We start from the raw sequence: 22831 nt of genomic DNA, 5'->3' as shown, positions 1-22831 counted from the left end.
CATCTGGACGTGCCTGAACATGTAGCCACGCCCACGGGCCTTTTGGACGCGAACGGGGACGACATTTGGCGCGCGCCTAATCCGATTGGGTTTAGCTTCGAAGGGATTGGCGGATGAAGTTCATTGAAGAAGCCCGCAACTGGTGGAAGTTCGCAAGCGTAAGGCTCGCAGCAATCCCCGCCATCCTGTCGGCCCTGCTGATCGCCAACCCGTCAATGGCGATTGGCCTGATCGCCTTCATTCCCGCTGGCCCTGTCCGCTACCTTGTGGCCGGTCTTGTGGCCGTGGTCGCCTTTGCCGTGCCTACGCTGGTGCGCGTGATCCAGTTCAAGCCGAAAGGACAGACCGATGCCGTTTAACGTCAACCGGCCCAGCCCCATTGTGCCGATGCCCGAACAGACCGGACGCAGCAAACTGGCCGCCACCCTTGGCGCAACTGCCGCCGCCGCCGCCCTAGCCATCGTGGGCGTATGGGAAGGCAAGTCGAACGATCCTTACCGCGATATCGTGGGCGTGTGGACCGTCTGTTACGGAGAAACGCGGGTGGATATGCGCCGCTACACCAATGCCGAGTGTGAGGATATGCTGGCTGGTGCCGTGGGAGAATTTGGCGAGGCCGTGCTGGCGCGCAATCCGAACCTGCGAGACAAGCCCTATGCCCTGGCTGCGGCTACGTCCCTGTCCTACAACATCGGGCAATCCGCCTATGCCAGATCGACCGTGGCACGCCGGTTCAGCGCCGGGAACATCCGTGGCGGGTGCGATGCCTTCCTGATGTGGAATAAGGCCGGTGGGCGTGAAGTGCGAGGGCTAACTCGTCGCAGGCAAGCCGAACGGGCGCTGTGCCTGAAGGACGCGGCGTGACCGTGGAGAAGGTGGGGTGACGAGGCGGGCTAGCATATCGCTGACGGGTAATTCCGGCTTGCCCGAACCCGCCCCGTCTATGTCACCACGGCGAACGGATGACGCCTACCTAACGCGCACGGGGGGCAATGGACCCGACCACGGGCAAGTTGCGATCTTGCCCTGTTCATCACGCGCCGCCGCAGCAACAAAGGACTGCTAGCACATGACTGCACTCTTGGCAATACGCGCGTTCCTAGGCAAGCTGCCGTGGCAGGCATACGCCGTCCTGGCCGCAATCGGCATTGTCCTGATCGCCTACAGCAAGGGCTACGGTGATGCCCGCGACAAATACCACCGCCAGATGGCCGAACTCACCGCCAGCGTGGAAGCCGCGCAAGAGCAAGCCCGCGCTGCACAGATCGCCGTCATTGAAGCCGAACAAGCCCGCCTGGACGCGGTAACAAAGGAAGCCGACCATGCCCACGAAGTCACGCGCGTTGTGGTGCGCGATGCTACTGACAGGTTCATTGCTGATAACGGGGTGCGCCCGAACGGTCAGTGTGTCGCCAGCGGAACCGATAGCGCCGCCGCAGATCCAGGTGCCGGAGTTTCTGAAAGCCTGCCCGCCAAGGCCATCGTGGATACCGCCGATGTGCGAGCCTGCGCCGACCTCTACGCCTACAGCATCGCCGCGAGGGAGTGGGCGCTAGGCTTGTCAGTCACCGAATAGCATCAAACTGCGTTGATGTTCACAAACACGCCGATTGCTAACATCAACCCCACCCCCGCTAACAGCAGCACTATACAGCCGGATCGGGTGGGAGCGCGGGCCACTATTCGTGCAATGGCGCGAATTGCAGACCACCAGCGATGTTCTGTAGCGGGTGGAAGTCTGCCAATCGGCTTTCGAATGGCTCACCGTCTGGATAGCGGAACAGATAGCGCGTTTCCCGATCAGGGACCACGTAGCCAAGGCAAAAGACCGTTTTCCAATCAGGTTCCATCACTTCATCCTATCGCGCATGGGAGGGGGTGGCAAGGTTGGGTGGAGGCGGTAGCGGCATCCAGTGGGTTGGTTCATCGCCGCAGTAATATCCGCGCTGCCAAATCTCGCCACCTTGGTTTGGGTTCCAGTAGGCCCAAAAGGCAGGTTCTTCATCATACATGGGCTTCACCAAGCATCCCACAATGATGGGCGCTCCATCCTTCGGCGCTGTCTCAATCGGCTGCCATTCCATCACACACTCCTATCATATCCCCTGCCCCGTTGCGAGGCGGGGGTTAGGCGGCGCGCTTCGCCAGAAATGCCCGGCGCGCTTCCAATTCACGAAGTGCGTCTCTGTGGTCTTGTTGAGCGGCGTATAGGACTGAAAGTGTCCGCGCCTCAACCAGCGCCAATTCCCGCAACACCGGATCGTCGGACGGCTCAAGCACTAAGCCTTCATTGAAGAAGGCTACCTTCAGGTCAGAAATAGTGGTCCGCGCGATCCCTGGGATGCGTAATAGGTCAACCGGCGTCATACCACATATGGCTTCTGGCGATGTAAGCCCGGCTTTGATCAAGCAGTTTATGACGCGCACGGGAACGCCTAGCCGGACTAGCCGCGCGATTTGCGCTCGGTCGTCTGGCGAACGTGCGCCGAATTTACGGGAGATATCGTCCATTTGATTACCCCTGATTAGCGGTGATTAGCGGTTCAAACCGCACCATCGTGCGCAGCGCCGTCTCGTCCGCCCCGCGTTCCAGCATCCGCGTGATGGTGTCGTTCAGTGAACGGCCTTCACGTTCAGCGCGGGCCTTCAACGCCTTGTGCAGATCGGGCCGCATACGGACCTGTAGGGCGATGGGTTTGTTAGTCATGGCGGCTCCATTCGGTTTACAGCCCATCGGTAAGTCATTGACTCTTAACGGCGGGTCTTGGGTATCGTTTACACCTTTTTAGGTGCAATTACAATACTAACAGTTGATTTGTAATCATCAGGCCAGGGGTTCGAATCCTCTAACCGGCACCACCCACTCCCAAAATCACCGGTTCTACGGAGCGCATGTCGCGAAGGCCCTGCGTAGCCCGCATTTCCGCGCGCTTTCGTAAGGGCAATTCTTCAGGTGAGGCCGTGAGACTGGGGCGATGAGCCATCGAAGCGCGATTTCTGCTCCTAGTCTCAGGGTGCTGATTCCCAGACCTCAGTTGAATGTCGGGCTCAGAACCGGAGCGCGGCTTTCTGGCCCGGCCAGTCCATCGGCAGCTCGGCGGAAAGCAGAGTGCGCGCAGTCAAATCGCGCGGCTGGCGTCCCGCCAAAATCGCATCGACAATTTCCGGTGCAAGCCAGGACAGGCGGACCAGTCGCGTCATGCGCTTGCTGCACCGACCTGTGGCGGAGGCGAGTTGGCATATGCCGCGGGAATGTTCGGCAAGCATCTCATTTCTTGCTGCCATGGCCTCCCGCAGCAACGAGACCAGAGTATCATCGGCCTCGGTCGTCGCTCCCTCGGTGAGGATGAGCTTGATCTCGTTGCCTCGGCGCACCCGGGCAACCTGGACGGTGAGGCGAGGAAGTCGTTCTGCATCAATCGGTGTCCCGAGAAGGACGGCAAAGCCATCGGAAGACAAGCTGATCCCGATGTCGTCATCACCCAGGTCAACCCGCGCGACGAGCGCGGGCACTTTGGTGCGGCGATGGAACGTGCTGGTGCGGATCTGCTCTGCTGCGCGCTGACAGCGCGTGATGGCTGTCGCCAACTGGCTGGCATCGGAACTGCCGACCAGCTTGCGGACGGCCTGCTGGTCCTCGAGATAATCCGCCAGCGCCCCAATGACCCGCTTCTCGATGTCGAACGCCGACCGGCGCCATTGAGGCATGTCGTCGATGACTTTGTCGGGATGGGTCACGTAGTAGCGATATCGCTTGGCCTTCCTCACCGTGTGGCTGGGGCACATCTTCCGACCGTGACCATCGAAGATGATCCCCGACAGCAAGCTCGCCTCTCTGGCCTTGCGGCGCAGCTTCCGATCAACCGTGTTCTCGACGATGCGCTGCTGGACGCTCTCCCACAGGCCCGCGTCGATGATCGCCTCGTGTTCCCCGGGATACGCCGTGTCCTTGTGGACGATCTCGCCACGATAGACGCGGTTCTTCAGCAGGTGGAACAGCGAGCCTCGCGTAAACGGGATGCCGCCGCGTACCAATCCGTCCTTCCGGATGTGCCGCTTGGTGCGAATACCGCACAAACGCAGTTCGTCGAGCAAGTCACCACCTGAGCCCAGTGCAGCATAACGACTGAAGATGTGGCGGACCGTCGCCGCTTCCTCCTCATCGATCACCAACTTGCGTTCCTGCACCTGGTAGCCGAGCGGCACGGCACCGCCCATCCACATGCCCTTGGCCTTCGACGCTGCGATCTTGTCTCGAATGCGCTCGCCGGTAACCTCGCGCTCGAACTGAGCGAACGAGAGCAGCACGTTGAGCATCAACCGGCCCATGGATGTGGTAGTGTTGAACGACTGGGTAACTGAGACAAAGCTGGCCCCGGCCTTATCGAGCACGTCGACGATCCGCGAGAAGTCCGCAAGGCTGCGGGTGAGACGATCGATCTTGTAGAGAACAATTACCTGCACCTTGCCAGCTGCGACATCGGCCAGCAGGCGCTTGAGACCGGGACGCTCCAGGTTCCCGCCAGAGAACCCGCCGTCATCGTAGCGATCCTTCACCAGCTCCCAGCCCTCATGACGCTGGCTCATCACGTAGGCGGCACAGGCTTCTTGCCGCCAGACGCCCCGCCCCGATCACTTGCCACGGGCACCCTCCCCTCGAAGGCCGAAGAAGCGGGGACCGGACCAGTTGGTGCCGGTTACCTCGCGGGCGATGGCCGACAGCGATTGGTAGTAACGGTCCTCGAACACGAACCCGTCAGTCTGTGCTTCGACCGATACGGTCCTGCCATTCCAGCTGCGCACGAACCGGGTATCCGCGCGATCCAGATCCTGCTCCCGTCGCGATAGCCACCGCGTCGTCGGCTGCGTCGCGGCTCTCGGGGTCCGCCTCCCCGGCTTCGTCGATGACGAAATCCACTTCAGCAAGGCTGAACCCGGTCAGCTCGACATCGAACTCGAAATCCACCAGCGCCTGCAACTCTATCGCCAGGATTTCCTTGTCCCAACCGGCATTGAGAGCGAGCTTGTTGTCGGCCAACACGTACGCTCGCCGCTCGATTTCCGACAAGTGCGACAGGGCAATCGTTGGAACCGTTTTCCACCTCAGGAGCCTGGCCGCCTCGACCCGACCATGGCCGGCGATGATCTCACCGTCGTCCGACACCAGCACGGGGTTGGTGAACCCGAACCGCTCGATCGACGCGGCGATCTGTTTGACCTGCTTCCTGGAGTGAGTGCGTGCGTTTCGCGCATAGGGACGCAGCGAGGTGATCGCCCGTTGGATGATCTGTGTAGTGCCCATGACCTCTCCGAATCTTTCTTGACCGAAGTTGTATAAATGGATTGAACGCTTGCCAATGTCAATCCCGCGCGTATGATGGCGGCATTCTCGATTGAACGGAAATCCAATGAGCTTCGCCAGCAAGCTGCATGACCTGCGCGTCGCCAAGCGACTGTCGCTCCAGGATGTCGCCAACGCCGTAGGCATCTCCAAGGCTCACGTGTTCAACCTGGAGAAGGGGATTACGGCCAATCCCTCGATGGACCTCGTGGTAAAGCTGGCCGAACTCTTTCGCGTGCGCGTGGCCGATCTCGTCGGTGAAAATCCCGACGCTGAAGACCAGCCGGCCGAAGTGGTCGCCATGTTTCGGGATCTCAAAAGCCTGCGCGACGAGGACCGCGAGACCATCAGGATGATGATGGAGACACTCAAAAAGCGGCAGGAACAAGCCGGTTGACGCTTAGCCGGATTGAGCTTGATGGGATTGGCTCACCCTCTGCGCTTGCCGCGCGCATCCATGATCTCGACCCCGGACTACCTCTCGACTTCTCGATCGAGGCGCTTTGCCATCGGCTTGATATTCACGAAATCGCTGACCAGCCCGTTTCATCATTCGCAGCGATGCTCCTGATGCACCCCGACAAGGCCTGGGGCTCAATTATCGTTGCCGAGGGGACTTCGCTCCGACGCAGGCGGTTCTCGATCGGGCACGAGCTCGGCCACTTCCTGATGCCCAGTCATCGCCCTTGCCGGGGGGCCGCGTTCAATTGCTCGCAGACTGACTTGCGGCTCGACAACACACGCGAAGCCGACCGCGGAAGAAAGATGGAAGCCGAAGCCAACCGCTTTGCTGCCCAGCTCCTGATGCCGCCGAAGCGGATCCGCGCAAGTCTGCGGAGCCGCCAGCCCGACCTTGCCGAGATCGTCCGGCTGGCCGGGGAGTTCGATGTCAGCAAGGCGGCGATGGCGCGCAGCTACGTCGACGCGCATCGCGAAACCCTCGCGCTCATCATCGCTCACGAAGGCCGGATCAAGCAGGCGCATCGGCCCGATGATTTTCCCTGGATCGACCATCGGATTGGAGAGGTCCTGCCGCAAGATTCTATTACGGCCAGCCACACATTGCTGCCGGGCCAGATCACGCCGATGGAGGAATGCGACCCCGAGACCTGGCTTGGTTCAGGCGGGGCACGTAAGGTCGAAGTTCTGAGCGAGCAGCTGCTTGTACAGAAAGACGGCTGGGCCATGATTCTGCTTCACGCCGAACCAGTCGACCGGGACTAATAAGCAGCATTCCCTGCAGCTATGCCAGCCGCTGCAACGGGTCCCTGATCCATCATCGCCAATTCGCTGTTACCCGCATTTTGCTTCCCTGTTCCGGGGAATCAAATTCCCTGTTCCGCGCGCAGGGAAATTGGTTCGCGAAATGGCTGAACTCTGCGGTTCTGGAAGCAATCGTTGCCACGGGATCCCATCATTAAATTGCCAATTCCCTGTATTTTCCCTGTTGAACAGGGAATTCGGGGGAGAGAGCGTTCCGCACAGGACTGGCCTGCGCACCACTCACTTCCAAAATCACCTGTTCTCCGGGTAACGCGAAGGCCGATGTCGCTAACGCAGTTCATGGCGGTCAGCAATCGAGCGGCTTCGAGACTTGCGCTGCCAGTATCCGCGGGACACCGCCTTGTGCCAGAACCTGCACTTCTTCGGATGTATGCAGTTCGGCAATGCCCTTAACGCTGTGCCGCGCGGTTGATCTGATGACGATCTCCAGGCCGGAGCGTACATCAAGCCGGTCGAGGCCAATGATGTCCAACCTGTCATCCGCTCCGGGAGCGATGCTGCATGCCCGCGGAACGGTGATCGGCAGGACTCCCATCGCCACCAGGTTGCTGCGGTGGATGCGCTCGAAACTGTGGGCAATCACCACCCGAATTCCCAGCAGGGCGGTACCCTTGGCCGCCCAATCCCTGGCAGAGCCGCAGCCATAGGCTTCGCCCGCCCACACGATTACCGGCGTGCCCGCCGCAATGAAGGACATGGCGGCATCGAAGATGCTGCATTCCTTCCCGCTGGCATCGAGCGTCCGGCTGCCCTCCCCCGCGACCAGTGCGTTATCCAGCCGGGCGTTGTCGAATGTGCCCCGCAACATGACCTCATGGTTGCCGCGAAAGTCGCCATAACTGCCGAAGCCGGGCTGGCTCCAACCCTGTTCGCGGAGCCACCTGGCCGCCGGGCAATCGCGTGCCAGCCGGCCGATGGGAGAGATATGGTCGGTGGTCACGTTATCGCCCAGCACCAGCAAAGGTGCCGCATCGGCGATGACACCGAACCGGCAAGCATCGGCTTCGCTGAAGAAGGGCGGCGGACGCAGGATCAACGACTGCCGGTCCCACGGGTAGCGACTGCCGCCAGGCGCTGGGAGGTCCCGCCATTGGGGAGCTTCAAACAGGGCAGGAGCCTGAGGGGGGGCTTCCTCCAGCCGCGCCAGCAGTGCCTCGGCAGCGCCGTGTTGCGGCCACAGGTCCGCCAGCAGGGCGGGTTTGCCCGCCATGTCCGTGCCGATGGCTTGGGTTGCCAGATCCAGGGCCAGGCTGCCTGCCAGGGCCGCTGCCACCACCAACGGCGGCGAAGCCAGATAGTTGGCGCGCAGATCCGGATGGATGCGATTGGGAAAGTTGCGATTGCCCGACAGGACGGCAGCACCGACCATGCCGGGATTGGCCTCCAGCATGGTCCTGGCTGCGGGCAGCAGGTCGCCCGAATTGCCCACGCAGGTGGTGCAGCCAAATCCCACCAGCGCAAAGCCCAGCGCTGCCAGATCGTCGAGCAGCCCTGCCCGCTGTAGCAGGTCGGCCATGGCCCGCGATCCGGGAGCCAGGCTGGCCTTGACCCATGGCGGCAGGGACAGACCCAGTTCACGCGCGCGGCGGGCCACCAGCCCGGCCTGCACCATCAGCACCGGATTAGCAGTGTTGGTACAACTAGTGATCGCTGCGATGAAGACTGCGCCGTCGGCAGGGGCGCCCGATTGTGGCAGGCTGGCGGGGATCTGGCGCAAAGGCAGCACATCCTGCGGCCGCGCTGGCCCCGCCATCACCGGCTGCACCGCGCCCAGGTCGAACGACAGGACCTGATCATAGTGCCGCTGCGGCCCGCCCGCCCACAGCCCGGACTGACGGGCATAGGCTTCGTAGAGGGCGAGGTCCGCTTCGCTGCGACCGGCCGCGCGCAGGTAACGCAGCGTTTCGCCGTCCACCGCGAAAAGGCACGCCGTGGCACCGTATTCCGGGCTCATGTTGGCCATCGCCGCCCGGTCGGGGAGCGAGAGGCTGGCGGCCCCATCGCCGGTCATTTCGAGGATGTGCGCAACCACCCCCGCATTCCGCAGAAACGCGGTCAGGGCCAGCGCGGCATCGGTGGCGGTCACGCCGGGTGCCAGGCGGCCGTTCAAACGCACTTCGGTCACCTGCGGCAGGGACAACTGCGCCACCTGGCCCAGCGCGGCCATCTCAGCATCAAGGCCGCCCACGCCCCAGCCAAGGATGCCCAGCGCGTTGATCATCGTGGTGTGGCTGTCGGTACCAATCACGATTTCCGGCACCACCATCGGGTCCGGGCCATCCTGCCGCAGGGCGATGGACGCGAGCCGTTCAAGGTTGACCTGATGACAGATACCGTTGCCCGGTGGCACCACCCGGAACCGCTCGAACGCCTGCTCTGCCCACTTGAAGAAGGCGTACCGCTCCGTATTTCGGCGGAATTCGAGGTCCAGATTTCGATCGGCGGCATCGGCCGTTCCGCTGAAATCCACCTTCAGCGAGTGGTCGATCACCAGGTCTATCGGCACCAGCGCATCGACCGGGTGCGTGGCCCGGTCGCGCAGCGCTGCCAGATCCACCAGCGCCGCCACCCCGGCCGTATCCTGCATCAGGATGCGGGTGGGAAGGAAGGGCACCTCAAGCGCATCCCTGCGACCATCGAGCCAGGCGGCAAACTGCCCCGCGACAGAAGGCGGGGCACCATGGGCCAGCGCATTTTCCAGCAGCAAGCGCAGCGATCGCGGGAGCGAGGAAAGGCGCGCGGTAACGTCCGCATCAAGCTTGTCCCAGGCGGTTGGCAGCCGGTCCATCGCTGGTGGATCAGCGCCCCAAGCGGCGGCGCATCGCCGCAAGGCTCCCGCCCTGCTTGACCTTGCCGGGCAGTGGATGGCCCAGGATATCTTCGGCCAGTCGCGCGCATTCGATCAGCCGTTCCAGATCGACGCCGGTCTCGATGCCCATCTCATCGCACATCAGGACGAAGTCTTCGGTGCAGATATTGCCCGCCGCGCCCTGATGGGCAGCAAAGGGGCAGCCGCCCAGCCCCGCCACCGCCGCGTCAAAATGGCGCACGCCCATCTGCAGGCCGGCATAGGCGTTGGCCAGGCCCAGGCCGCGCGTATCGTGCAGGTGCAGCGACAGTTCGATGTCCGGATAGGCATCCTGCACCATGCCGACCACGCGCTGGATTCGGTCCGGCGTGGCCCAGGCCATGGTATCGCCCAGCCCCACCAGTTCCAGCTTCTCGCCCTCGGCCTCGGCAATCGCCAGCAGCTGCCCCACGATAGCCACCACCTTTTCCGCCGCCACATCGCCTTCGAAATTGCAGCCGAAGGCCGCCGTCACGAAGCCGGTACGCACCGGGATGGCATGATCGCGATACATGCGGATCAGGTCAGGCTGCGCGGCCAGTTGCTGGTCCGGGGTGCGGTTCTGGTTCTTCTTCAGGAACGCATCGGAGGCATAGAGCGTCAGCTTGCCCTGCAGGTCCAGCCGCTGGCTGGCGATGGCGCGCTGCAGGCCTTGCTGGTTCAGCCACAGGCCGGCGTAGGCGACACCCGGGGCGGGCGTGAACCCGGCCACAACATCCTCGGCATCGGCCATGCCGGGCACCAGCCGCGGGTTGACGAAGGACACTATCTGGATGTGCTGCAATCCGGTCTGCGACAAGGCGTCGATCAGCTCGATCTTGCGGGCCGTGGGCACGCCGGCGCCTTCGATCTGAAAGCCTTCGCGCGGGCCTTCTTCCTTGATAAAGACGCGTTGGGGAATCTGGCTCATCTTAGAGTCTTTCCTCGCTTGGCCCATTGACAGCAGACCATATCGTTCCGCTATGAAGAACATCGATCCGCAAGGCGGAAGGGATAATCAAGTGACGGGTTCCAAGGGCGGGGTCGCTGCGGTCGATCGCGCATTCGCCATCATCAGCGCATTTACCCATCGCAAGCCGGTGCTCTCGCTTGCCGAGATTTCGCGCAACACCGGGCTTTACAAGAGCACGATCCTGCGTTTGCTGGGGTCGCTGGAAAAGAGCCTGTTCGTGGTCCAGCGGGCCGACGGGCACTATCAGCTGGGTCCGGCCGTGCTGGACCTGTCCAGCATCTACCAGGATTCGTTCGACCTGCGCCAGTTCGTCCAGCCCACGCTGGAGCGGCTGGTGGAAACGACCGGCGAAGGGGCCAGCTTCTTCATTCGCGCCGGCGACGAGCAGATGTGCCTGTTCCGCGTGGACGGCAACCAGACGATCCGCGACTACACCATCCGGCTGGGCGACCGCCGCCCGATCGACAAGGGGGCATCCTCGCAGGCCTTCCGCCGGTTCGAAACCGTGCAGGGGCCTTATACGGTGGACGACCTGGTGTTCAGTTCGTTCGGCACGGTGACGCCGGAAATGGCGGCGCTGGCTGTGCCGGTGTTCGGCCAAGGGAATGACCTGGTCGGGGTGCTGACCCTGTCCGGCCCCACATCGCGCATGAACGAGGAGCGCGCCAAGACGCTGGGCCCGCAACTGGCGGACCAGGCGGTCACCCTGTCGCGGATGCTGGGGGCACAGTCGGGCCTGTTCCGCGATATCTGACGGAAGCCGGGCCCGCCGGGGCACTCCTGCCAGTAGTCGCACCATCAGATGGCACCTGCTTCGTGCAGGCGTGCAAGCTCCTGTTCGGCCACCCCCAGGTCGCCGAAGATTTCGGCATTGTGCTCGCCCAGCCGGGGCGGGGCGCAGGCAGCGTCGGGCTGGGTATCGGCAAAACGAAAGCCGCTGCGCGCGATGCGGATACCGCCCACCTCCTGCACCAGCGCGCGCTGGGCAACCTGCGGATGGTTGAGCGCCTGCGGCACGGTGAGGATCTGCCCGGCCGGCACGTTGGCGCGGTTGAGGTCATCTTCCCACTCCGCCGCCGTGCGGGTGCGGAAAACGGCGTTGAGGATGCCGTTCAGCTCGTCGCGGTGGCGCTTGCGCGCCTCGCGCTCGGCAAAGCGGGGATCGTCCAGCAGTTCTGCCAGGCCCATCACCCGGCACAGGGCGACGAACTGCTCCTGCTTGTTGGCCGCCACGTTGATCTGCCCGTCTGACGCGGTAAAGGCGCCGGAGGGGGCGGCCGTCATATTCTGGTTGCCGATCGGCCGCGCCTCGACGCCGGCGATAAGATAGTTCGACACGGCCCAGCCCATGGCAGAGATGGTTGCGTCCAGCATGGACACGTCGATGAATTCGCCGTGGCCGCTCTTCTCGCGCGCATAGAGGGCGCTGCTGATGGCGAAGGATGCCAGCAGGCCGCCCAGCGTATCGCACAGCGGGTAGCCCACCCGCAGCGGTGCAGAATCCGCATCACCGGTAACGCTCATCACGCCGGAATAGCCCTGGATGATCTGGTCATAGGCCGGATTGCCGCTGAGCGGCCCTTCCTGGCCAAAGCCCGAAACAGCGCAATAGACCAGCCGAGGATTATCCGCCTTCAGCGCCGCATAGCCCAGCCCGAGGCGATCCATCACGCCGGGCCGGAAATTCTCGATCAGCACGTCGGCACTGGCCACCAGCTTCAGGAACAGCGCCCGGCCCTCGGCATTCTTGAGGTCGATCGTCACCGACTTCTTGCCCGCGTTCTGGGCCAGGAACGATGTCCCCATCAACTGCTCGTTCAGGGCCGGATCGGCCCCCAGCCGCCGCGCAAGGTCACCCCCGTCGGGGCGTTCCACCTTGATCACCTCGGCACCCAGCAGCGCCATCTGGAAGGCCGCATAGGGGCCGGAGAGGATATTCGTCAGGTCCAGCACCCGCACACCCTGCAGGTGCCGCGCGGGCGGGAGCGATCCGCTCATACCGGTACGGTCTCCACGTTGTAGCGATAGAGCCAGTCATAGCGTTCGCGGATCGGGTCGCGGCTCCATTCGCTTTCCATGTAGGTTACGGCACCTTCCTCGGTGGCCAGGGCGGATTCGTGGAAGCGGGCGGTGTTTTCCTTGGCCCCGCGCACCATCTTGCTGGTCCGTTCGACGCGGGCCTCCTCGTACTTCTTGAGCGCGACGACCGGATCGGCATATTTGTCCAGGCAGCGGCCCAGCACCACGCCGTCCTCGATCGACATCACCGCACCCTGCGCCAGGAACGGCAACGTCGCGTGGCTGGCATCGCCCAGCAGGCTGGCGCGACCCTTGCTCCAGATCTGGCGGGGCTTGCGCTCCATGAACGCCCACTTCAGCACCTTGGGCGCGGCGCGGATCAGCGTCTGCACATCCTCGTGCCAGCCGGCAAAGTCCCGCAAGCATTCTTCGATCGAGCCTTCGGCATACCAGGATTCCACCTTCCAGTCGTCGCGCTCGATGGTGCCGATCATGTTCATCAGCTGGCCGCCGCGCAGCGGATAGTTGACCAGGTGCCCGCCGGGTCCGATCCAGGTCCAGCCGACCATCTCCCGGAACCGCTCGGGCAGGCGCTCCATCGGGATCACCGCCCGCCAGGCGATCATGCCGGTAAACTCGGTATGGTCGTCACCGAACAGTGCCTTGCGCACGATGGACTTGACCCCGTCGGCGCCGATCAGGATATCGCTTTCGATCCGTTCGCCATCCTTCAGGACCAACACGGCGCGCTCGTCATCGGCTTCGGCGCTCACCACTTCGCAGCCCAGCCGGATGGCATCGGGGTCCAGCGCCCTGACCGCGTCTACCAGCGTGGACAGCAGGTCCGGGCGATATACGGTAAGGTAGGGATAGCCGTACTTTTCGATGGCTTCCTTGCCCAGGTCGAACATTGGCCAAGAGCGGCCGGTGTTCCACAACCGGAACTCCTTGCGCTTGGGCTGGCACGACAGGGCCCGCAAAGTCTCATATACGCCCAGCGAATCCAGCGCCCGCGATCCATTGGGGCTGATCTGGACGCCCGCCCCCACCTCGCCCAGTTCGGGTGCCTGCTCGTAAATCCTGACCGGGAAGCCGCGTTGCAGCAGCGTCAGGGCTGCCGCCATGCCGCCGATACCCCCGCCTGCGATCGTGACCCGAGGCTTGTCGCCCATCGTATTTCTCCAAAGCAACGCCGGACACCCGTCGCGGCGACAGTGATTATTCGGCCAGGTCCGCGGAAGTGCGGTACCAGCCCAGTTTTTCGAGAAGTGCCCGGTCGGATACCTTCAGCAGCAGCGCACCACCGGCACCGGCCTGCAGCGCGAATTCACGCCAGGCAGGCATGGCAATCGTATCGCCGAAGGACCACGCCGTGCGGTCGTCCTCCACGATCAGCGCGCCATCGCCGCGCATCACGGCATAAACCGCGTTGGCGGTCTCTCTCGGCGGCGCGAACATGGCGCTGGCGGGCAGTTGCACCACGTCCAGCGCCAGGGTGGCCAGAGTGGCCGGGCCAAGCGTCACCTGCCGCACGCCCGCCGCATCCGGCGTGGCCGCAGCGAGGCGAGTGGCGATGTCATCTGCCCGGAAAGCAATCGGCGCTTCGGCCAGCGGCACCACATCGCTTTCGCGCCCATCGGGGTGCGGCTGGTAGAACATCGGTTCCAGCAGATGCACCAGCGGCACATCGAGGAAGTCCATCCAGTAGCAGTCATCACAGCCCTTGTTCTCGTGCGAATGCCACGCCCAGTTGGGCGTCAGCAGCACGTCGCCCGGGCGCATTTCCACTTCCTTGCCATCAACCACGGTAAAGGTGCCGGTGCCTTCAAGGATAAGTCGCAGCGCGTTGGGCGTGTGGCGATGGGCGCGGGCGAATTCGCCGGGACGAACCATCTGGTAGGCGGCCACGATCGTGCGGACCGTGGCATAGACGTTGCCTTCCACCGGGTTGAACATGGTCAGGTTGCGGCGCTCTGCCAGCGCGGTGTCGATCAGTTCGCCGGCCCGCGCCAGGATCGGCTTGACCGCCGCATAGTGCCAGATGTGCGGCAGGAAATTCTTGCGCGGTTCGCTCCACAGGGCAGGGAACCGGCGATGCCAGCCACCCTCCATGTTGAGCGACGCGAAGGACGCGTACAGTTCGTCCAGCGGGGCGGACTGGCTGCTCATCGGTCGGTCAGCTCCTGCTTCACGATCGGCGGGACATAAGCGTCGGCGAACACTTCCGTGGCGCCCCTGCTGCCCTGGATCACCCGCAGGTTCATTTCGCCCACCTGGTCGATCACGATGCGCACCAGGTCCCCGTCGACCACCGGGCCCACGCCTTCGGGCGTGCCGGTGGCGATGATATCGCCGGGGTAGAGGGTCATGACGGCAGAGGCCGTGGCCACCATGCCCGGGATATCCAGCACCAGATCGCGGGTATTGGCCGCCTGGCGCAGTTCGCCGTTGACCCACAGCTTCATCGAGAGCTGGTCCGGGCGGTCGATTTCATCCGCGGTCACGATCCATGGACCCACCGGGCAGAAGGTATCATAGGCCTTGCGGAAGACCCGCTCCTCGCGGCCACGGACCACCATGTCCATGAGGCAGGCATAGCCGAACACCGCCTCTCGCCAGTTCTCAGGGGCCAGGTCGCGGCATTGTTTGCCGATGATGATGCCCAGTTCGGCTTCGTGGTGGACTTCGCGGCCGGGCACCAGGGGCAGTTCGATGGCGTCTGCCGGACCGCTGACCGAAGACGGCGGCTTGAGGAAGAAGCCCTGGTTCTTCGCCCGGTAGCCGGCCCCCATTTCCTTGCCGTGAGCGTGGTAGTTGACCGGATAGGCGATGACCTTGCTGGGCCATGGCACCGGCGTTTCCAGGCGCACGCTGTCCAGTGGAACAGCCTGGCGGGTCTGTGCTGCCAGTTCCAGTTGCGGGCGCAATGCGGCAAAGTCGCGGATCAGCCGCAAGGATGCGGTATCGGGCCACTCGCCCGTGCCCGCCCCGGCAATGTCGCTGATGTCGATCAGACCGGCATCGACCACCAGGCCGATCCTGCCATTGTCGAAACGAGCAACCTTCATAGCGTCACCATATGTTCTTTCTAACAGACTAATGTTCTATTTTTAGAAAGTTCGGGAAAAGAATGGCCTGCCCGGCAATGCGGGCAGGCCAGTCGGGAAAGTCAGAAATCGTAGCGGAGACGGACGCCGTAGGTACGCGGCGGCGCAATATCCAGGCCATTGAAGTTGTTGATGAACGGTGCCTGCTGCGTGCCGGTGTAGACGGCGGCATTGGTGATGTTGCGCATGAACAGTTGCACCGAATATTCGTCGTCCGGCGAACGATAGGTCAGGTTCGCATTAAGCAGCAGGTAGCTGTCGGCCCGCGCGTTCTCGACGAATTCGGCTGACAGCCAGCGCGAGCTGGCGAAGGTCATATTGGGTGAGAATTCCAGCTCGCCGCCGTTGCCCAGGCTGAAGACGTGGCTGTAGCTGGCCGACCCGGACCAGTTCGGCGTACGGGGCAGCTGGAAGCCGTTGCAGTTGATCTGCCAGAACCCGATCTGGGCCGTGCCACCAGCAATCGGCGATACGGCGCAAGCCGTGCGCGCATCCGGGTTGGCGGCGCGATAGGACCGGTAGGTGAAATCCTTGTATTCGCTGTGGGCATATTCGGCAGCGAAGTTGAACGTATCGGAATCAGTCAGCTCGAACGCCAGTTCCACGCTGGCACCTGCCGTCTCGGCCTTACCGGCATTGAACAGCGAGGACACCTGCGCACCGCCGCGATCGAGCGAGGAGAAGCTCTCCTGGCGGTCGGTGAACCGATAGTAGAAGCCTTCGAGGTTCACCCGGATGGTGCCACCGGCGAAGTCGTTCTTCGATCCTACGGTGTAGGCGGTCACGTCTTCCGGGCGGTAGGGATCAAGGTCGGCGTTGGACTGGCCGCCCGATTTGAAGCCGGTGGCCACGGTTGCGTAAAGCAGGCTGTCCGGGCCCAGGTCATATTCCAGGCCCACCTTGTAGTTAAGCCGGTCCGCCGAATAGGTGCCCTCGATGTTGTTGCCCGACGCGGTCAGCAGCTCGCAGCTGCCGCCCGGACCGGTGCCGGCCGTCCGGCAGGCAAGCGAACCCAGGCGGGCATAACGGTAGGCGTCCACCGTCTTGGTTTCGTCGGTATAGCGCAGGCCCAGGGTAGCGCGCAGCGCATCGGTGACCGAATAGGTCATTTCACCAAAGGCGGCATAGGCCCGCGTGCCCAGTTCGCCGATGAAGGTGGTATCGCTGGCCAGGCCCAGCGACACTTCGTTGCGGCTGTTCTGGCTTTCGTTGAAATAGTAGCCGCCCAGCACCCACACCAGCGGGCCCGAGGAGTTGCCAAGGCGCACCTCCAGGGTCTTGCCGTCCGAAGTGGATGGCTTGCCGCTGTAGGGATCGATTGTCTTAAAGCTGAGCACAGGGAACGACTGCGAGGCATTGACCACCCGCTGGTAGGCCGGGATCACGGTCAGCGTGGCACCGCCCAGATCCCAGTCGAAATGGCCGGAAACGCCCCAGGCTTCCACGTCCTGGTGCAACAGGTCGATGTTGATCGGGTAGACCCCCGGCGGCGCGGTGAGGCGGGCAGCAAGGGTGTTGAACGACGGCGCGATCGAGGTCCACCGGTCGTCCGGGATGATCGGTGCCGGGGTCAGGCCGGGGCCGTTCGGCGCGATCGGCGCATAGATCACCTGGCTGTGGCCGCGGCCACCCAGATGCTGGTAATTGCCGGTGATGCGGGCGGTGAATTCCGGCGTCGGCTCCAGCAGCAGCTGTGCGCGGACAGACTGGTGCCGGTCGTCGTCGCCACCATCGCTGACATAGCCATCGCGCCACGAACCCTGGTAGGCAACGCGCATGGCGGCGATGCTGCCGATCGGCACATTGACCGCGCCTTCCAGCAGGTAGCCGTCATAGTTCTGGACCTGGGCCGTGGCATAGCCGGACGTTTCACCGATGCGCGGCTTTACCGGGATCAGGTTCATCACGCCGCCGGTGGCATTGCGGCCATAGAGGGTGCCCTGCGGCCCCTTGAGAACTTCCACGCGTTGCAGGTCGAAGAACGTGCCGCCCATCCACTGGGTGCGTGCAGCAAACACACCGTCAAAGCTCTGCGCCACCGCCGCATCGTTGTACGACGTGGTCGAGAAATCGCCGGCGCCGCGGATGAATACCTGCAGGGCAGTACCGCCCTGGCTTACCTGCACGCCCGGCAGAACGCGGTTGAGGTCGGTCATCTGCGTAACGCCCGCCTCGTTCAGGGTGTCGGCGGAAATCACGTCCAGCGAGATGGCCGTATCCTGGGCACTGGCTTCGCGGAACTGCGCGGTCACCAGGATGACGTCCGATTCGGCCTCCTCGCCGGCCGGCGAATCCTGCGCCAGGGCCGGTTGGACGAGCAGCGCCGCCAAACCGGCGGACAGCAGCAGACTGGTACGCAAAGCACTCATTTTATTCATCCTTCTCCCGGGGACGGCCGCCTAAGGCGCTATGACAGTCGTTCTGTTTAGCAGAATGCTATTCTTCTTTTCTTATTGCTGCGGATTTGCGGTTTGTCAATGACACTCAAATTCCCTACTTTTTCTACTATCTTACAGACAGTTAGGTATGGATGAGTGACCCTTCTGGACAATCGTCATGAATTTTTATAGAATGGCGGTCTGTCAGAAAGAACACAGGAGAGGAAAGTGACGCATTTCCCCGATGTCCCGGCCTTTACCGGCTTCAACAAGCCCTCACGGGTGGAGGCCGACGTGCAGGATCTGGACGTGCGCGGCACGATTCCGCCGGAGATCAACGGCACCTTCTACCGCGTGCAGCCCGAGCACCAGTTTCCGCCCAAGCTGGGTAATGACATAGCCTTCAACGGCGACGGCATGATTTCGATGTTCCGCTTCCATGACGGCAAGGTCGATTACCGCCAGCGCTGGGCCAAGACCGACAAGTGGAAGCTGGAGAACGCAGCCGGGCGCGCGCTGTTCGGGGCCTATCGCAACCCCCTGACCGATGACGAGGAAGTGAAGGGCAGGATTCGCGGCACGGCCAACACCAATGCCTATATCCACGGCGGCCGCCTCTATGCCCTGAAGGAGGATTCGCCCGCGCTGGTGATGGACCCCCATTCGCTGGAAACCCATGGCTATACCGACTTCGACGGCCGGATGACCGGCGAGACCTTCAGCGCCCACCCCAAGACGGACCCGGAAACGGGTAACCTGTGCAGCTTCGGCTATGCCTCCAGGGGCATACTGACGACCGACATGACCTATTACGAGATCAGCCCGGAAGGCGAACTGCTGTTCGAGATCTGGTGGCAGAACCCCTACTACGCGATGATGCACGATTTCGCGATTACCCGCGACTACGCGCTGTTCCCGGTGATGCCGATGACCAGCAACTGGGAGCGGCTGCAGGCGGTGAAGCCCCACTTCGGGTTCGACACATCGCTGCCCAGCTATCTGGCCGTGGTCCCCCGCAAGCCCGGCACGACTGCTGCCGACATCCGCTGGTTCAAGGGCCCCAGCTGCTTCGCCGGCCACGTGATGAACGCGTGGAACGAAGGCGCGAAGATCATCCTGGACCTGCCGGTAGCGGCCAACAACATGATGCCCTTCTTCCCCGACATCAACGACAAGCCGTTCGATCCGGTGGCCGGCAGCACTTTCCTTACACGCTGGACGGTCGACCTGAGCCAGAACGAGGAGGAATACCATTCCGAGCGCCTGAGCGACATGATCGGCGAGTTCCCCAAGTATGATGACCGCTTCACCGGCAAGAAATACCGCTACGGCTGGATGGTCGTCATCGATCCGGCGCAGCCAGTCGAGATGAAGGGCGGCAGCGCCGGAGGCTGGGTGATGAACACGCTGGGCTTCGTCGATGTGCAGACGGGAGAGGAACAGAAGTACTGGGTTGGCCCGGTATCCAGCATCCAGGAACCCTGCTTCGTCCCGCGGTCGCCCGATGCGCTCGAGGGAGACGGCTGGGTCGTGATGGTGGTCAACCGGCTGGAGGAGCGTGCCAGCGAACTGCTGCTGTTCGATGCGCTGGAGATCGCCAAGGGGCCGATCGCCACGATTTCCATTCCGGTGCGGCTGCGGTTCGGCCTGCACGGCAACTGGGCGGACGCGTCTGTCCTGCCGGCCTTGGAGGCCGCGGCCTAGCCTCTTGCGGCAAAAGTGCCTTCTTCCGGCCTCACCCGGGAGAAGGCACTCGATCTTGCAGGGCGTCAGTAACCGATCATCACGGCTTTGGGCTCGGTAAAGGCCAGCACGCCGGCCCGGCCGTTCTCGCGCCCCAGGCCGGACTGGCCGAAACCGCCGAACGGCAAGGCGAATTCCATGCCCGAGCCGTTGATCTTCACCGATCCCGCGCGCAGGTGCCGCGCCATGACCTGCGCCCGTTCAAGGCTCGTGGTCCAGCCATAGGCGGACAGGCCGTATTCGGTGTCGTTGGCACGCTGCATCAGCGCTTCCAGCGTTTCGTCACCGTAAAAGCGCATCACGCACAGCACCGGGCCAAAGATCTCCTCGCGCACGGCCCGCATCGCGGGATCGACCTGGTCGAGGATGGTCAGCGGGTGGAAGAACCCCGGCCCGGCGGGCACATCACCCCGGAAGGCGACGCGCGCACCTTCGGCCACCGCGCCAGCCACATAGGCGGACACCTTGTCGCGTTGAGGGGCAGAAATCAGCGGGCCGATCATCGCGCCCTGCTGTGAGCCCGGTCCCACCTTCAGGCCGGCGGCAAAGGCGCAGAGCTGTTCCATGAACCGGCCGTAGATCGCATCGTGCAGGAACAGCCGCGAGCCGGCGGCGCACACCTGGCCGCTGTTGGCGAAGATGCCCATGCCCACGCCCGGCACCGCGCGCGCCAGGTTTGCATCATCGAACACCACCACCGGTGACTTCCCGCCCAGTTCCAGCGAGATGCGGGTGATCCGCTGGGCTGCCTGGCGCATGATCCCCTGCCCGGTGGCGGTGGAGCCGGTGAACGAGATCTTGTCCACGCCCGGATGTGCAGCCAGTTCCGCCCCGGCGGCGATGCCCGTGCCGTCGACCAGGTTGATCGCGCCGGCAGGAAAGCCCGCCTCGTGCGCCAGTTCGACCAGCCGGATGCAGCTCATCGGCGCAAGCTCCGCCGGTTTGAGCACGGCAGTGCAGCCCGCCGCCAGCGCGGCGGACACCTTGTTGCAGGCAATCGCCAGCGGCGCATTCCACGGCACGATCAGTGCGGCCACGCCCACCGGCTCGTTGACGGTATAGGCGTGCCAGCGGCCCGGGACCGATGGGGTAACCTCCTCGCCGCCCAGCCGCCGCGCCCAGCCGGCGTTATAACGGATGGCGGAGGGGCCACCCTTGCCCGCCATGGCCAGCGCCATCGGATAGGGCACGCCGTTGTCCAGCGTCTCGATTGCGGCCAGCACGGGGGCCTCACGCTCGACCAGATCCGCCAGACGCAGCAGCAGCCCCTCGCGCGCGGCGGGGGCCATGTCGCGCCAGGCGGGCGAGCGGAAGCAGTCGCGCGCAGCCTGCACGGCCGCGCCCACATCATCCGCATCGCCTGCCGCGATCGCGCCGATCTGCTCCTCGCTGGCGGGGTCGATCACGGGTATACCCACCCCACGACCCGGGACACGCTCGCCGCCGATGATGTGGTCCCCGGCCTGCGCGATCCATGCGCGCGCCCGGCGAAAAGCCTCTGTGCTGTCGATGTCCATGCGCGCTCCCGTCAGACCTTCGCATCCTGGCGGATCATGTCCGCCCCCTTCTCGCCGATCATCACGGCGGCAGCATTGGTGTTGGCCCCCACCAGCCGCGGCATGATCGAGGCATCGATCACGCGCAGGCCGCCGACGCCGCGCACGCGCAGACGTGCATCGACCACCGCGTCATCGTCCGTGCCCATGGCGCAGGTGCCCACCGGGTGGTGGACCACACCGACCAGCTCTGCCCGCATGGCGTCCAACCCGGCATCGCTCGCCCTGGCAGGCCCGGGCACGCTTTCTTCCAGCACGTGGGCGGCGAGTGGCGCTTGCGCAAACAGGCGGCGCGACAGGGCCAGGCCATCCTTCAGCCGTTGCCAGTCATCCGCATCGGAAAGCATGTTGAGGTGGATTCTGGGCGCGGAAGCGGGGTTCGCGTCGCGCAGCCGCACGTGGCCCCGGCTGGCAGGCCGCAGCAGGCAGATCGAGGCGAAGAAACAATCTTCCACCGCCTTGCGCACGCCGGGGAACCAGATGTTGGCGTCTACGCGTGTGGGGCTGACCATGATCTGGATATCGGGCCGGTCCAGCCCGTCGCGGCTGCGCAGCAACAGGCAGCCCGAGGCGATCTGGTTGGCAAACGGTCCCTTACCGCGCAGCGCCCAGTTGAGGAATGACACGGCCGCCCGGTCAAACCGCAGTTCGCGGGCGAAGCTGTGATCCAGCCGCGCGCGGTACTGGTTGGCCACGCGCGGGTGTTCCTGCAGGTTGCGGCCAACGCCGGGCAGATGATGCGCCACGTTGATCCCGTGGGCAGCCAGTTCCGCCCCGTCGCCGATGCCCGACAGCAGCAGCAGGTGCGGCGAGCCATAGGTGCCGGCGCACAGGATCACCTCGCGTCGGGCGCGTACCGTTTGCGCCTGCCCGCCGCGCTGGAAGGCAACGCCCACTGCGCGACCACCCTCGACCAGCACCCGGCTGGCTTGCGCGCCGGTCCAGATGGCCAGGTTGGCGCGGGAATGGCGCACCGGATCCAGATAGGCCCGCGCACCACCGCAACGGCTGCCGTCGCGGAGGGCCACGTGGACATCGGCCAGCCCTTCGTTGTGCTCGCCATCATAGTCACCGACATAATCGACGCCCATCGCGGCGGCAGCTTCGCGCAATTCGCGGCCCATGAGGCGGGAGGAGTCCACCGGTCGCACCGCAATTGGCCCGCCGGCACCCCGCCGCTCGCTGGCACCCGCCCAGAAATTCTCCGACCGCTTGAAGTAGGGCAGTACGGAAGCGTAATCCCACCCGGTACAGCCCAGCGACGCCCATTCGTCGAAATCCAGCGGATGGCCGCGGAAGTGGACCGTACCGTTGATCGAGGACGATCCGCCCAGGACCCGACCCCGCGGGAGCGGAAAGACCCGCCCGCCCACATGTGGTTCCGGCTCGGACACAAAGGGCCAGGTGAGGCGCGGGTTGCGCAACGCCTGGAGGAAGCCCAGCGGCATGCGGAGATAGGGATGGTTGGCTTCCCCTCCGGCTTCCAGCAGCAGCACGGTTGCGCCGCTATCCTCGCTCAACCGGTTGGCGACCACCGCCCCCGCACTGCCCGCGCCGACGATGATATAGTCGAATTCAGCGTGGTTCATCGGTTGACCCGTCA

Annotated in this window: 23 protein-coding genes, 1 tRNA gene and 1 pseudogene; 8 read left to right on the top strand and 17 right to left on the bottom strand. The window is 64.0% G+C overall.

What is annotated here, in order from left to right; translation table 11 throughout:
* Positions 1-113 precede the first annotated feature (113 nt).
* From GRI99_RS14565 to GRI99_RS14555, 3 genes are all read left to right on the top strand, one after another.
* The gene (locus GRI99_RS14565; RefSeq protein WP_160772790.1) at positions 114-359 is read left to right on the top strand and encodes a DUF7940 domain-containing protein; all 246 of its coding nucleotides are present in this window, start codon (positions 114-116) and stop codon (positions 357-359) included.
* The gene (locus GRI99_RS14560) at positions 349-864 is read left to right on the top strand and encodes a lysozyme (protein ID WP_202393116.1); all 516 of its coding nucleotides are present in this window, start codon (positions 349-351) and stop codon (positions 862-864) included. The genes GRI99_RS14565 and GRI99_RS14560 overlap by 11 nt, the downstream gene beginning before the upstream one ends.
* Before the next feature lie 205 nt (positions 865-1069).
* The gene (locus tag GRI99_RS14555) at positions 1070-1576 is read left to right on the top strand and encodes a hypothetical protein (protein WP_160772789.1); all 507 of its coding nucleotides are present in this window, start codon (positions 1070-1072) and stop codon (positions 1574-1576) included.
* Between the two features lie 103 nt (positions 1577-1679).
* On the opposite strand, the gene GRI99_RS14550 is transcribed toward GRI99_RS14555, so the two are convergent.
* From GRI99_RS14550 to GRI99_RS14535, 4 genes are all read right to left on the bottom strand, one after another.
* Positions 1680-1850 carry a hypothetical protein gene (locus tag GRI99_RS14550; protein WP_160772788.1) on the bottom strand — a complete coding sequence of 57 codons (171 nt, stop codon included), beginning with the start codon at positions 1848-1850 and terminating at the stop codon, positions 1680-1682.
* Between the two features lie 9 nt (positions 1851-1859).
* Positions 1860-2012, bottom strand: a complete 153-nt coding sequence (locus GRI99_RS19010) for a DUF551 domain-containing protein (RefSeq protein WP_369126903.1) — start codon at positions 2010-2012, stop codon at positions 1860-1862.
* 115 nt (positions 2013-2127) lie between these two features.
* A complete protein-coding gene (locus GRI99_RS14540) occupies positions 2128-2511 on the bottom strand; it encodes a DNA-directed RNA polymerase subunit alpha C-terminal domain-containing protein (protein ID WP_160772786.1) in 384 nt (127 codons plus the stop codon).
* A gap of 4 nt (positions 2512-2515) precedes the next feature.
* Entirely contained in the window at positions 2516-2707 is a 192-nt protein-coding gene (locus GRI99_RS14535) for a toxin-antitoxin system HicB family antitoxin (RefSeq protein ID WP_160772785.1), read from the bottom strand.
* A gap of 50 nt (positions 2708-2757) precedes the next feature.
* Between GRI99_RS14535 and GRI99_RS14530 the strand changes: the two genes are divergently transcribed.
* Positions 2758-2859, top strand: a tRNA-Ser gene (locus GRI99_RS14530).
* A gap of 189 nt (positions 2860-3048) precedes the next feature.
* Here the strand turns inward: GRI99_RS14530 and GRI99_RS14525 are convergent.
* The 4 genes and pseudogenes from GRI99_RS14525 to GRI99_RS14515 form a co-directional block, all read right to left on the bottom strand.
* Positions 3049-4218, bottom strand: a complete 1170-nt coding sequence (locus GRI99_RS14525; RefSeq protein WP_272917417.1) for a recombinase family protein — start codon at positions 4216-4218, stop codon at positions 3049-3051.
* Between the two features lie 12 nt (positions 4219-4230).
* Positions 4231-4599 (bottom strand): annotated as a pseudogene (locus GRI99_RS18895) (recombinase family protein); the annotation flags it as partial.
* 33 nt (positions 4600-4632) lie between these two features.
* Complete coding sequence (locus GRI99_RS18775; RefSeq protein WP_337192931.1) at positions 4633-4803, bottom strand: DUF2924 domain-containing protein; 171 nt, start codon at positions 4801-4803, stop codon at positions 4633-4635.
* Positions 4757-5425 (bottom strand): ParB/Srx family N-terminal domain-containing protein, encoded by a 669-nt coding sequence (locus GRI99_RS14515; protein ID WP_237438365.1) that lies wholly within the window; start codon positions 5423-5425, stop codon positions 4757-4759. The genes GRI99_RS18775 and GRI99_RS14515 overlap by 47 nt, the downstream gene beginning before the upstream one ends.
* Here GRI99_RS14515 and GRI99_RS14510 point away from each other — a divergent pair.
* Together GRI99_RS14510 and GRI99_RS14505 are read left to right on the top strand one after the other, a co-directional pair.
* The gene (locus GRI99_RS14510; RefSeq protein ID WP_160772782.1) at positions 5409-5738 is read left to right on the top strand and encodes a helix-turn-helix domain-containing protein; all 330 of its coding nucleotides are present in this window, start codon (positions 5409-5411) and stop codon (positions 5736-5738) included. The two genes, GRI99_RS14515 and GRI99_RS14510, sit on opposite strands and share 17 nt — an antisense overlap.
* A complete protein-coding gene (locus GRI99_RS14505) occupies positions 5735-6565 on the top strand; it encodes an ImmA/IrrE family metallo-endopeptidase (RefSeq protein WP_160772781.1) in 831 nt (276 codons plus the stop codon). The genes GRI99_RS14510 and GRI99_RS14505 overlap by 4 nt, the downstream gene beginning before the upstream one ends.
* Before the next feature lie 346 nt (positions 6566-6911).
* Here the strand turns inward: GRI99_RS14505 and GRI99_RS14500 are convergent, their stop codons facing one another.
* Complete coding sequence (locus tag GRI99_RS14500; protein ID WP_160772780.1) at positions 6912-9413, bottom strand: aconitate hydratase; 2502 nt, start codon at positions 9411-9413, stop codon at positions 6912-6914.
* 10 nt (positions 9414-9423) lie between these two features.
* Positions 9424-10383 carry a hydroxymethylglutaryl-CoA lyase gene (locus GRI99_RS14495; protein WP_160772779.1) on the bottom strand — a complete coding sequence of 320 codons (960 nt, stop codon included), beginning with the start codon at positions 10381-10383 and terminating at the stop codon, positions 9424-9426.
* A 91-nt stretch (positions 10384-10474) separates the two neighbouring features.
* On the opposite strand from GRI99_RS14495, the gene GRI99_RS14490 reads away from it, so the two are divergent.
* Positions 10475-11179 carry a helix-turn-helix domain-containing protein gene (locus GRI99_RS14490; RefSeq protein ID WP_160772778.1) on the top strand — a complete coding sequence of 235 codons (705 nt, stop codon included), beginning with the start codon at positions 10475-10477 and terminating at the stop codon, positions 11177-11179.
* A 44-nt stretch (positions 11180-11223) separates the two neighbouring features.
* Here GRI99_RS14490 and GRI99_RS14485 read toward each other — a convergent pair whose 3' ends face one another.
* The 5 genes from GRI99_RS14485 to GRI99_RS14465 all read right to left on the bottom strand — a co-directional run bounded on the left by GRI99_RS14485 (position 11224) and on the right by GRI99_RS14465 (position 17920).
* Positions 11224-12423 (bottom strand): CaiB/BaiF CoA transferase family protein, encoded by a 1200-nt coding sequence (locus GRI99_RS14485; RefSeq protein WP_160772777.1) that lies wholly within the window; start codon positions 12421-12423, stop codon positions 11224-11226.
* On the bottom strand, positions 12420-13616 hold the full coding sequence (locus GRI99_RS14480) for an FAD-dependent monooxygenase (RefSeq protein WP_160772776.1): 1197 nt from the start codon (positions 13614-13616) through the stop codon (positions 12420-12422). The genes GRI99_RS14485 and GRI99_RS14480 overlap by 4 nt, the downstream gene beginning before the upstream one ends.
* A gap of 46 nt (positions 13617-13662) precedes the next feature.
* Entirely contained in the window at positions 13663-14613 is a 951-nt protein-coding gene (locus GRI99_RS14475; protein WP_160772775.1) for a cupin domain-containing protein, read from the bottom strand.
* Positions 14610-15512 (bottom strand): fumarylacetoacetate hydrolase family protein, encoded by a 903-nt coding sequence (locus GRI99_RS14470; protein ID WP_160772774.1) that lies wholly within the window; start codon positions 15510-15512, stop codon positions 14610-14612. The genes GRI99_RS14475 and GRI99_RS14470 overlap by 4 nt, the downstream gene beginning before the upstream one ends.
* Before the next feature lie 101 nt (positions 15513-15613).
* A complete protein-coding gene (locus GRI99_RS14465) occupies positions 15614-17920 on the bottom strand; it encodes a TonB-dependent receptor (protein ID WP_160772773.1) in 2307 nt (768 codons plus the stop codon).
* 237 nt (positions 17921-18157) lie between these two features.
* Between GRI99_RS14465 and GRI99_RS14460 the strand changes: the two genes are divergently transcribed.
* Positions 18158-19633 (top strand): lignostilbene-alpha,beta-dioxygenase, encoded by a 1476-nt coding sequence (locus GRI99_RS14460; protein WP_160772772.1) that lies wholly within the window; start codon positions 18158-18160, stop codon positions 19631-19633.
* Between the two features lie 65 nt (positions 19634-19698).
* On the opposite strand, the gene GRI99_RS14455 is transcribed toward GRI99_RS14460, so the two are convergent.
* The gene (locus GRI99_RS14455) at positions 19699-21189 is read right to left on the bottom strand and encodes an aldehyde dehydrogenase family protein (RefSeq protein WP_160772771.1); all 1491 of its coding nucleotides are present in this window, start codon (positions 21187-21189) and stop codon (positions 19699-19701) included.
* Positions 21190-21200: 11 nt separating this feature from the next.
* The gene (locus GRI99_RS14450; protein ID WP_160772770.1) at positions 21201-22817 is read right to left on the bottom strand and encodes a GMC family oxidoreductase; all 1617 of its coding nucleotides are present in this window, start codon (positions 22815-22817) and stop codon (positions 21201-21203) included.
* Positions 22818-22831: the final 14 nt, after the last annotated feature.

Origin of the sequence: Alteraurantiacibacter buctensis, from assembly GCF_009827655.1 — a bacterium.
Classification (GTDB): domain Bacteria; phylum Pseudomonadota; class Alphaproteobacteria; order Sphingomonadales; family Sphingomonadaceae; genus Alteraurantiacibacter; species Alteraurantiacibacter buctensis.
Note: the sequence above shows the minus strand (reverse complement) of the source record. Positions and strands in the feature narration are given on the sequence as shown.

What these genes read in the sequence shown, in the direction of transcription:
- GRI99_RS14565 (WP_160772790.1), top strand. Translation starts at nt 114, where the DNA reads ATGAAGTTCATTGAAGAAGCCCGCAACTGGTGGAAGTTCGCAAGCGTA.
- GRI99_RS14560 (WP_202393116.1), top strand. Translation starts at nt 349, where the DNA reads ATGCCGTTTAACGTCAACCGGCCCAGCCCCATTGTGCCGATGCCCGAA.
- GRI99_RS14555 (WP_160772789.1), top strand. Translation starts at nt 1,070, where the DNA reads ATGACTGCACTCTTGGCAATACGCGCGTTCCTAGGCAAGCTGCCGTGG.
- GRI99_RS14550 (WP_160772788.1), bottom strand. Translation starts at nt 1,850, where the DNA reads ATGGAACCTGATTGGAAAACGGTCTTTTGCCTTGGCTACGTGGTCCCT.
- GRI99_RS19010 (WP_369126903.1), bottom strand. Translation starts at nt 2,012, where the DNA reads ATGTATGATGAAGAACCTGCCTTTTGGGCCTACTGGAACCCAAACCAA.
- GRI99_RS14540 (WP_160772786.1), bottom strand. Translation starts at nt 2,511, where the DNA reads ATGGACGATATCTCCCGTAAATTCGGCGCACGTTCGCCAGACGACCGA.
- GRI99_RS14535 (WP_160772785.1), bottom strand. Translation starts at nt 2,707, where the DNA reads ATGACTAACAAACCCATCGCCCTACAGGTCCGTATGCGGCCCGATCTG.
- GRI99_RS14525 (WP_272917417.1), bottom strand. Translation starts at nt 4,218, where the DNA reads ATGGGCGGTGCCGTGCCGCTCGGCTACCAGGTGCAGGAACGCAAGTTG.
- GRI99_RS14510 (WP_160772782.1), top strand. Translation starts at nt 5,409, where the DNA reads ATGAGCTTCGCCAGCAAGCTGCATGACCTGCGCGTCGCCAAGCGACTG.
- GRI99_RS14500 (WP_160772780.1), bottom strand. Translation starts at nt 9,413, where the DNA reads ATGGACCGGCTGCCAACCGCCTGGGACAAGCTTGATGCGGACGTTACC.
- GRI99_RS14495 (WP_160772779.1), bottom strand. Translation starts at nt 10,383, where the DNA reads ATGAGCCAGATTCCCCAACGCGTCTTTATCAAGGAAGAAGGCCCGCGC.
- GRI99_RS14485 (WP_160772777.1), bottom strand. Translation starts at nt 12,423, where the DNA reads ATGAGCGGATCGCTCCCGCCCGCGCGGCACCTGCAGGGTGTGCGGGTG.
- GRI99_RS14480 (WP_160772776.1), bottom strand. Translation starts at nt 13,616, where the DNA reads ATGGGCGACAAGCCTCGGGTCACGATCGCAGGCGGGGGTATCGGCGGC.
- GRI99_RS14475 (WP_160772775.1), bottom strand. Translation starts at nt 14,613, where the DNA reads ATGAGCAGCCAGTCCGCCCCGCTGGACGAACTGTACGCGTCCTTCGCG.
- GRI99_RS14470 (WP_160772774.1), bottom strand. Translation starts at nt 15,512, where the DNA reads ATGAAGGTTGCTCGTTTCGACAATGGCAGGATCGGCCTGGTGGTCGAT.
- GRI99_RS14465 (WP_160772773.1), bottom strand. Translation starts at nt 17,920, where the DNA reads ATGAGTGCTTTGCGTACCAGTCTGCTGCTGTCCGCCGGTTTGGCGGCG.
- GRI99_RS14455 (WP_160772771.1), bottom strand. Translation starts at nt 21,189, where the DNA reads ATGGACATCGACAGCACAGAGGCTTTTCGCCGGGCGCGCGCATGGATC.
- GRI99_RS14450 (WP_160772770.1), bottom strand. Translation starts at nt 22,817, where the DNA reads ATGAACCACGCTGAATTCGACTATATCATCGTCGGCGCGGGCAGTGCG.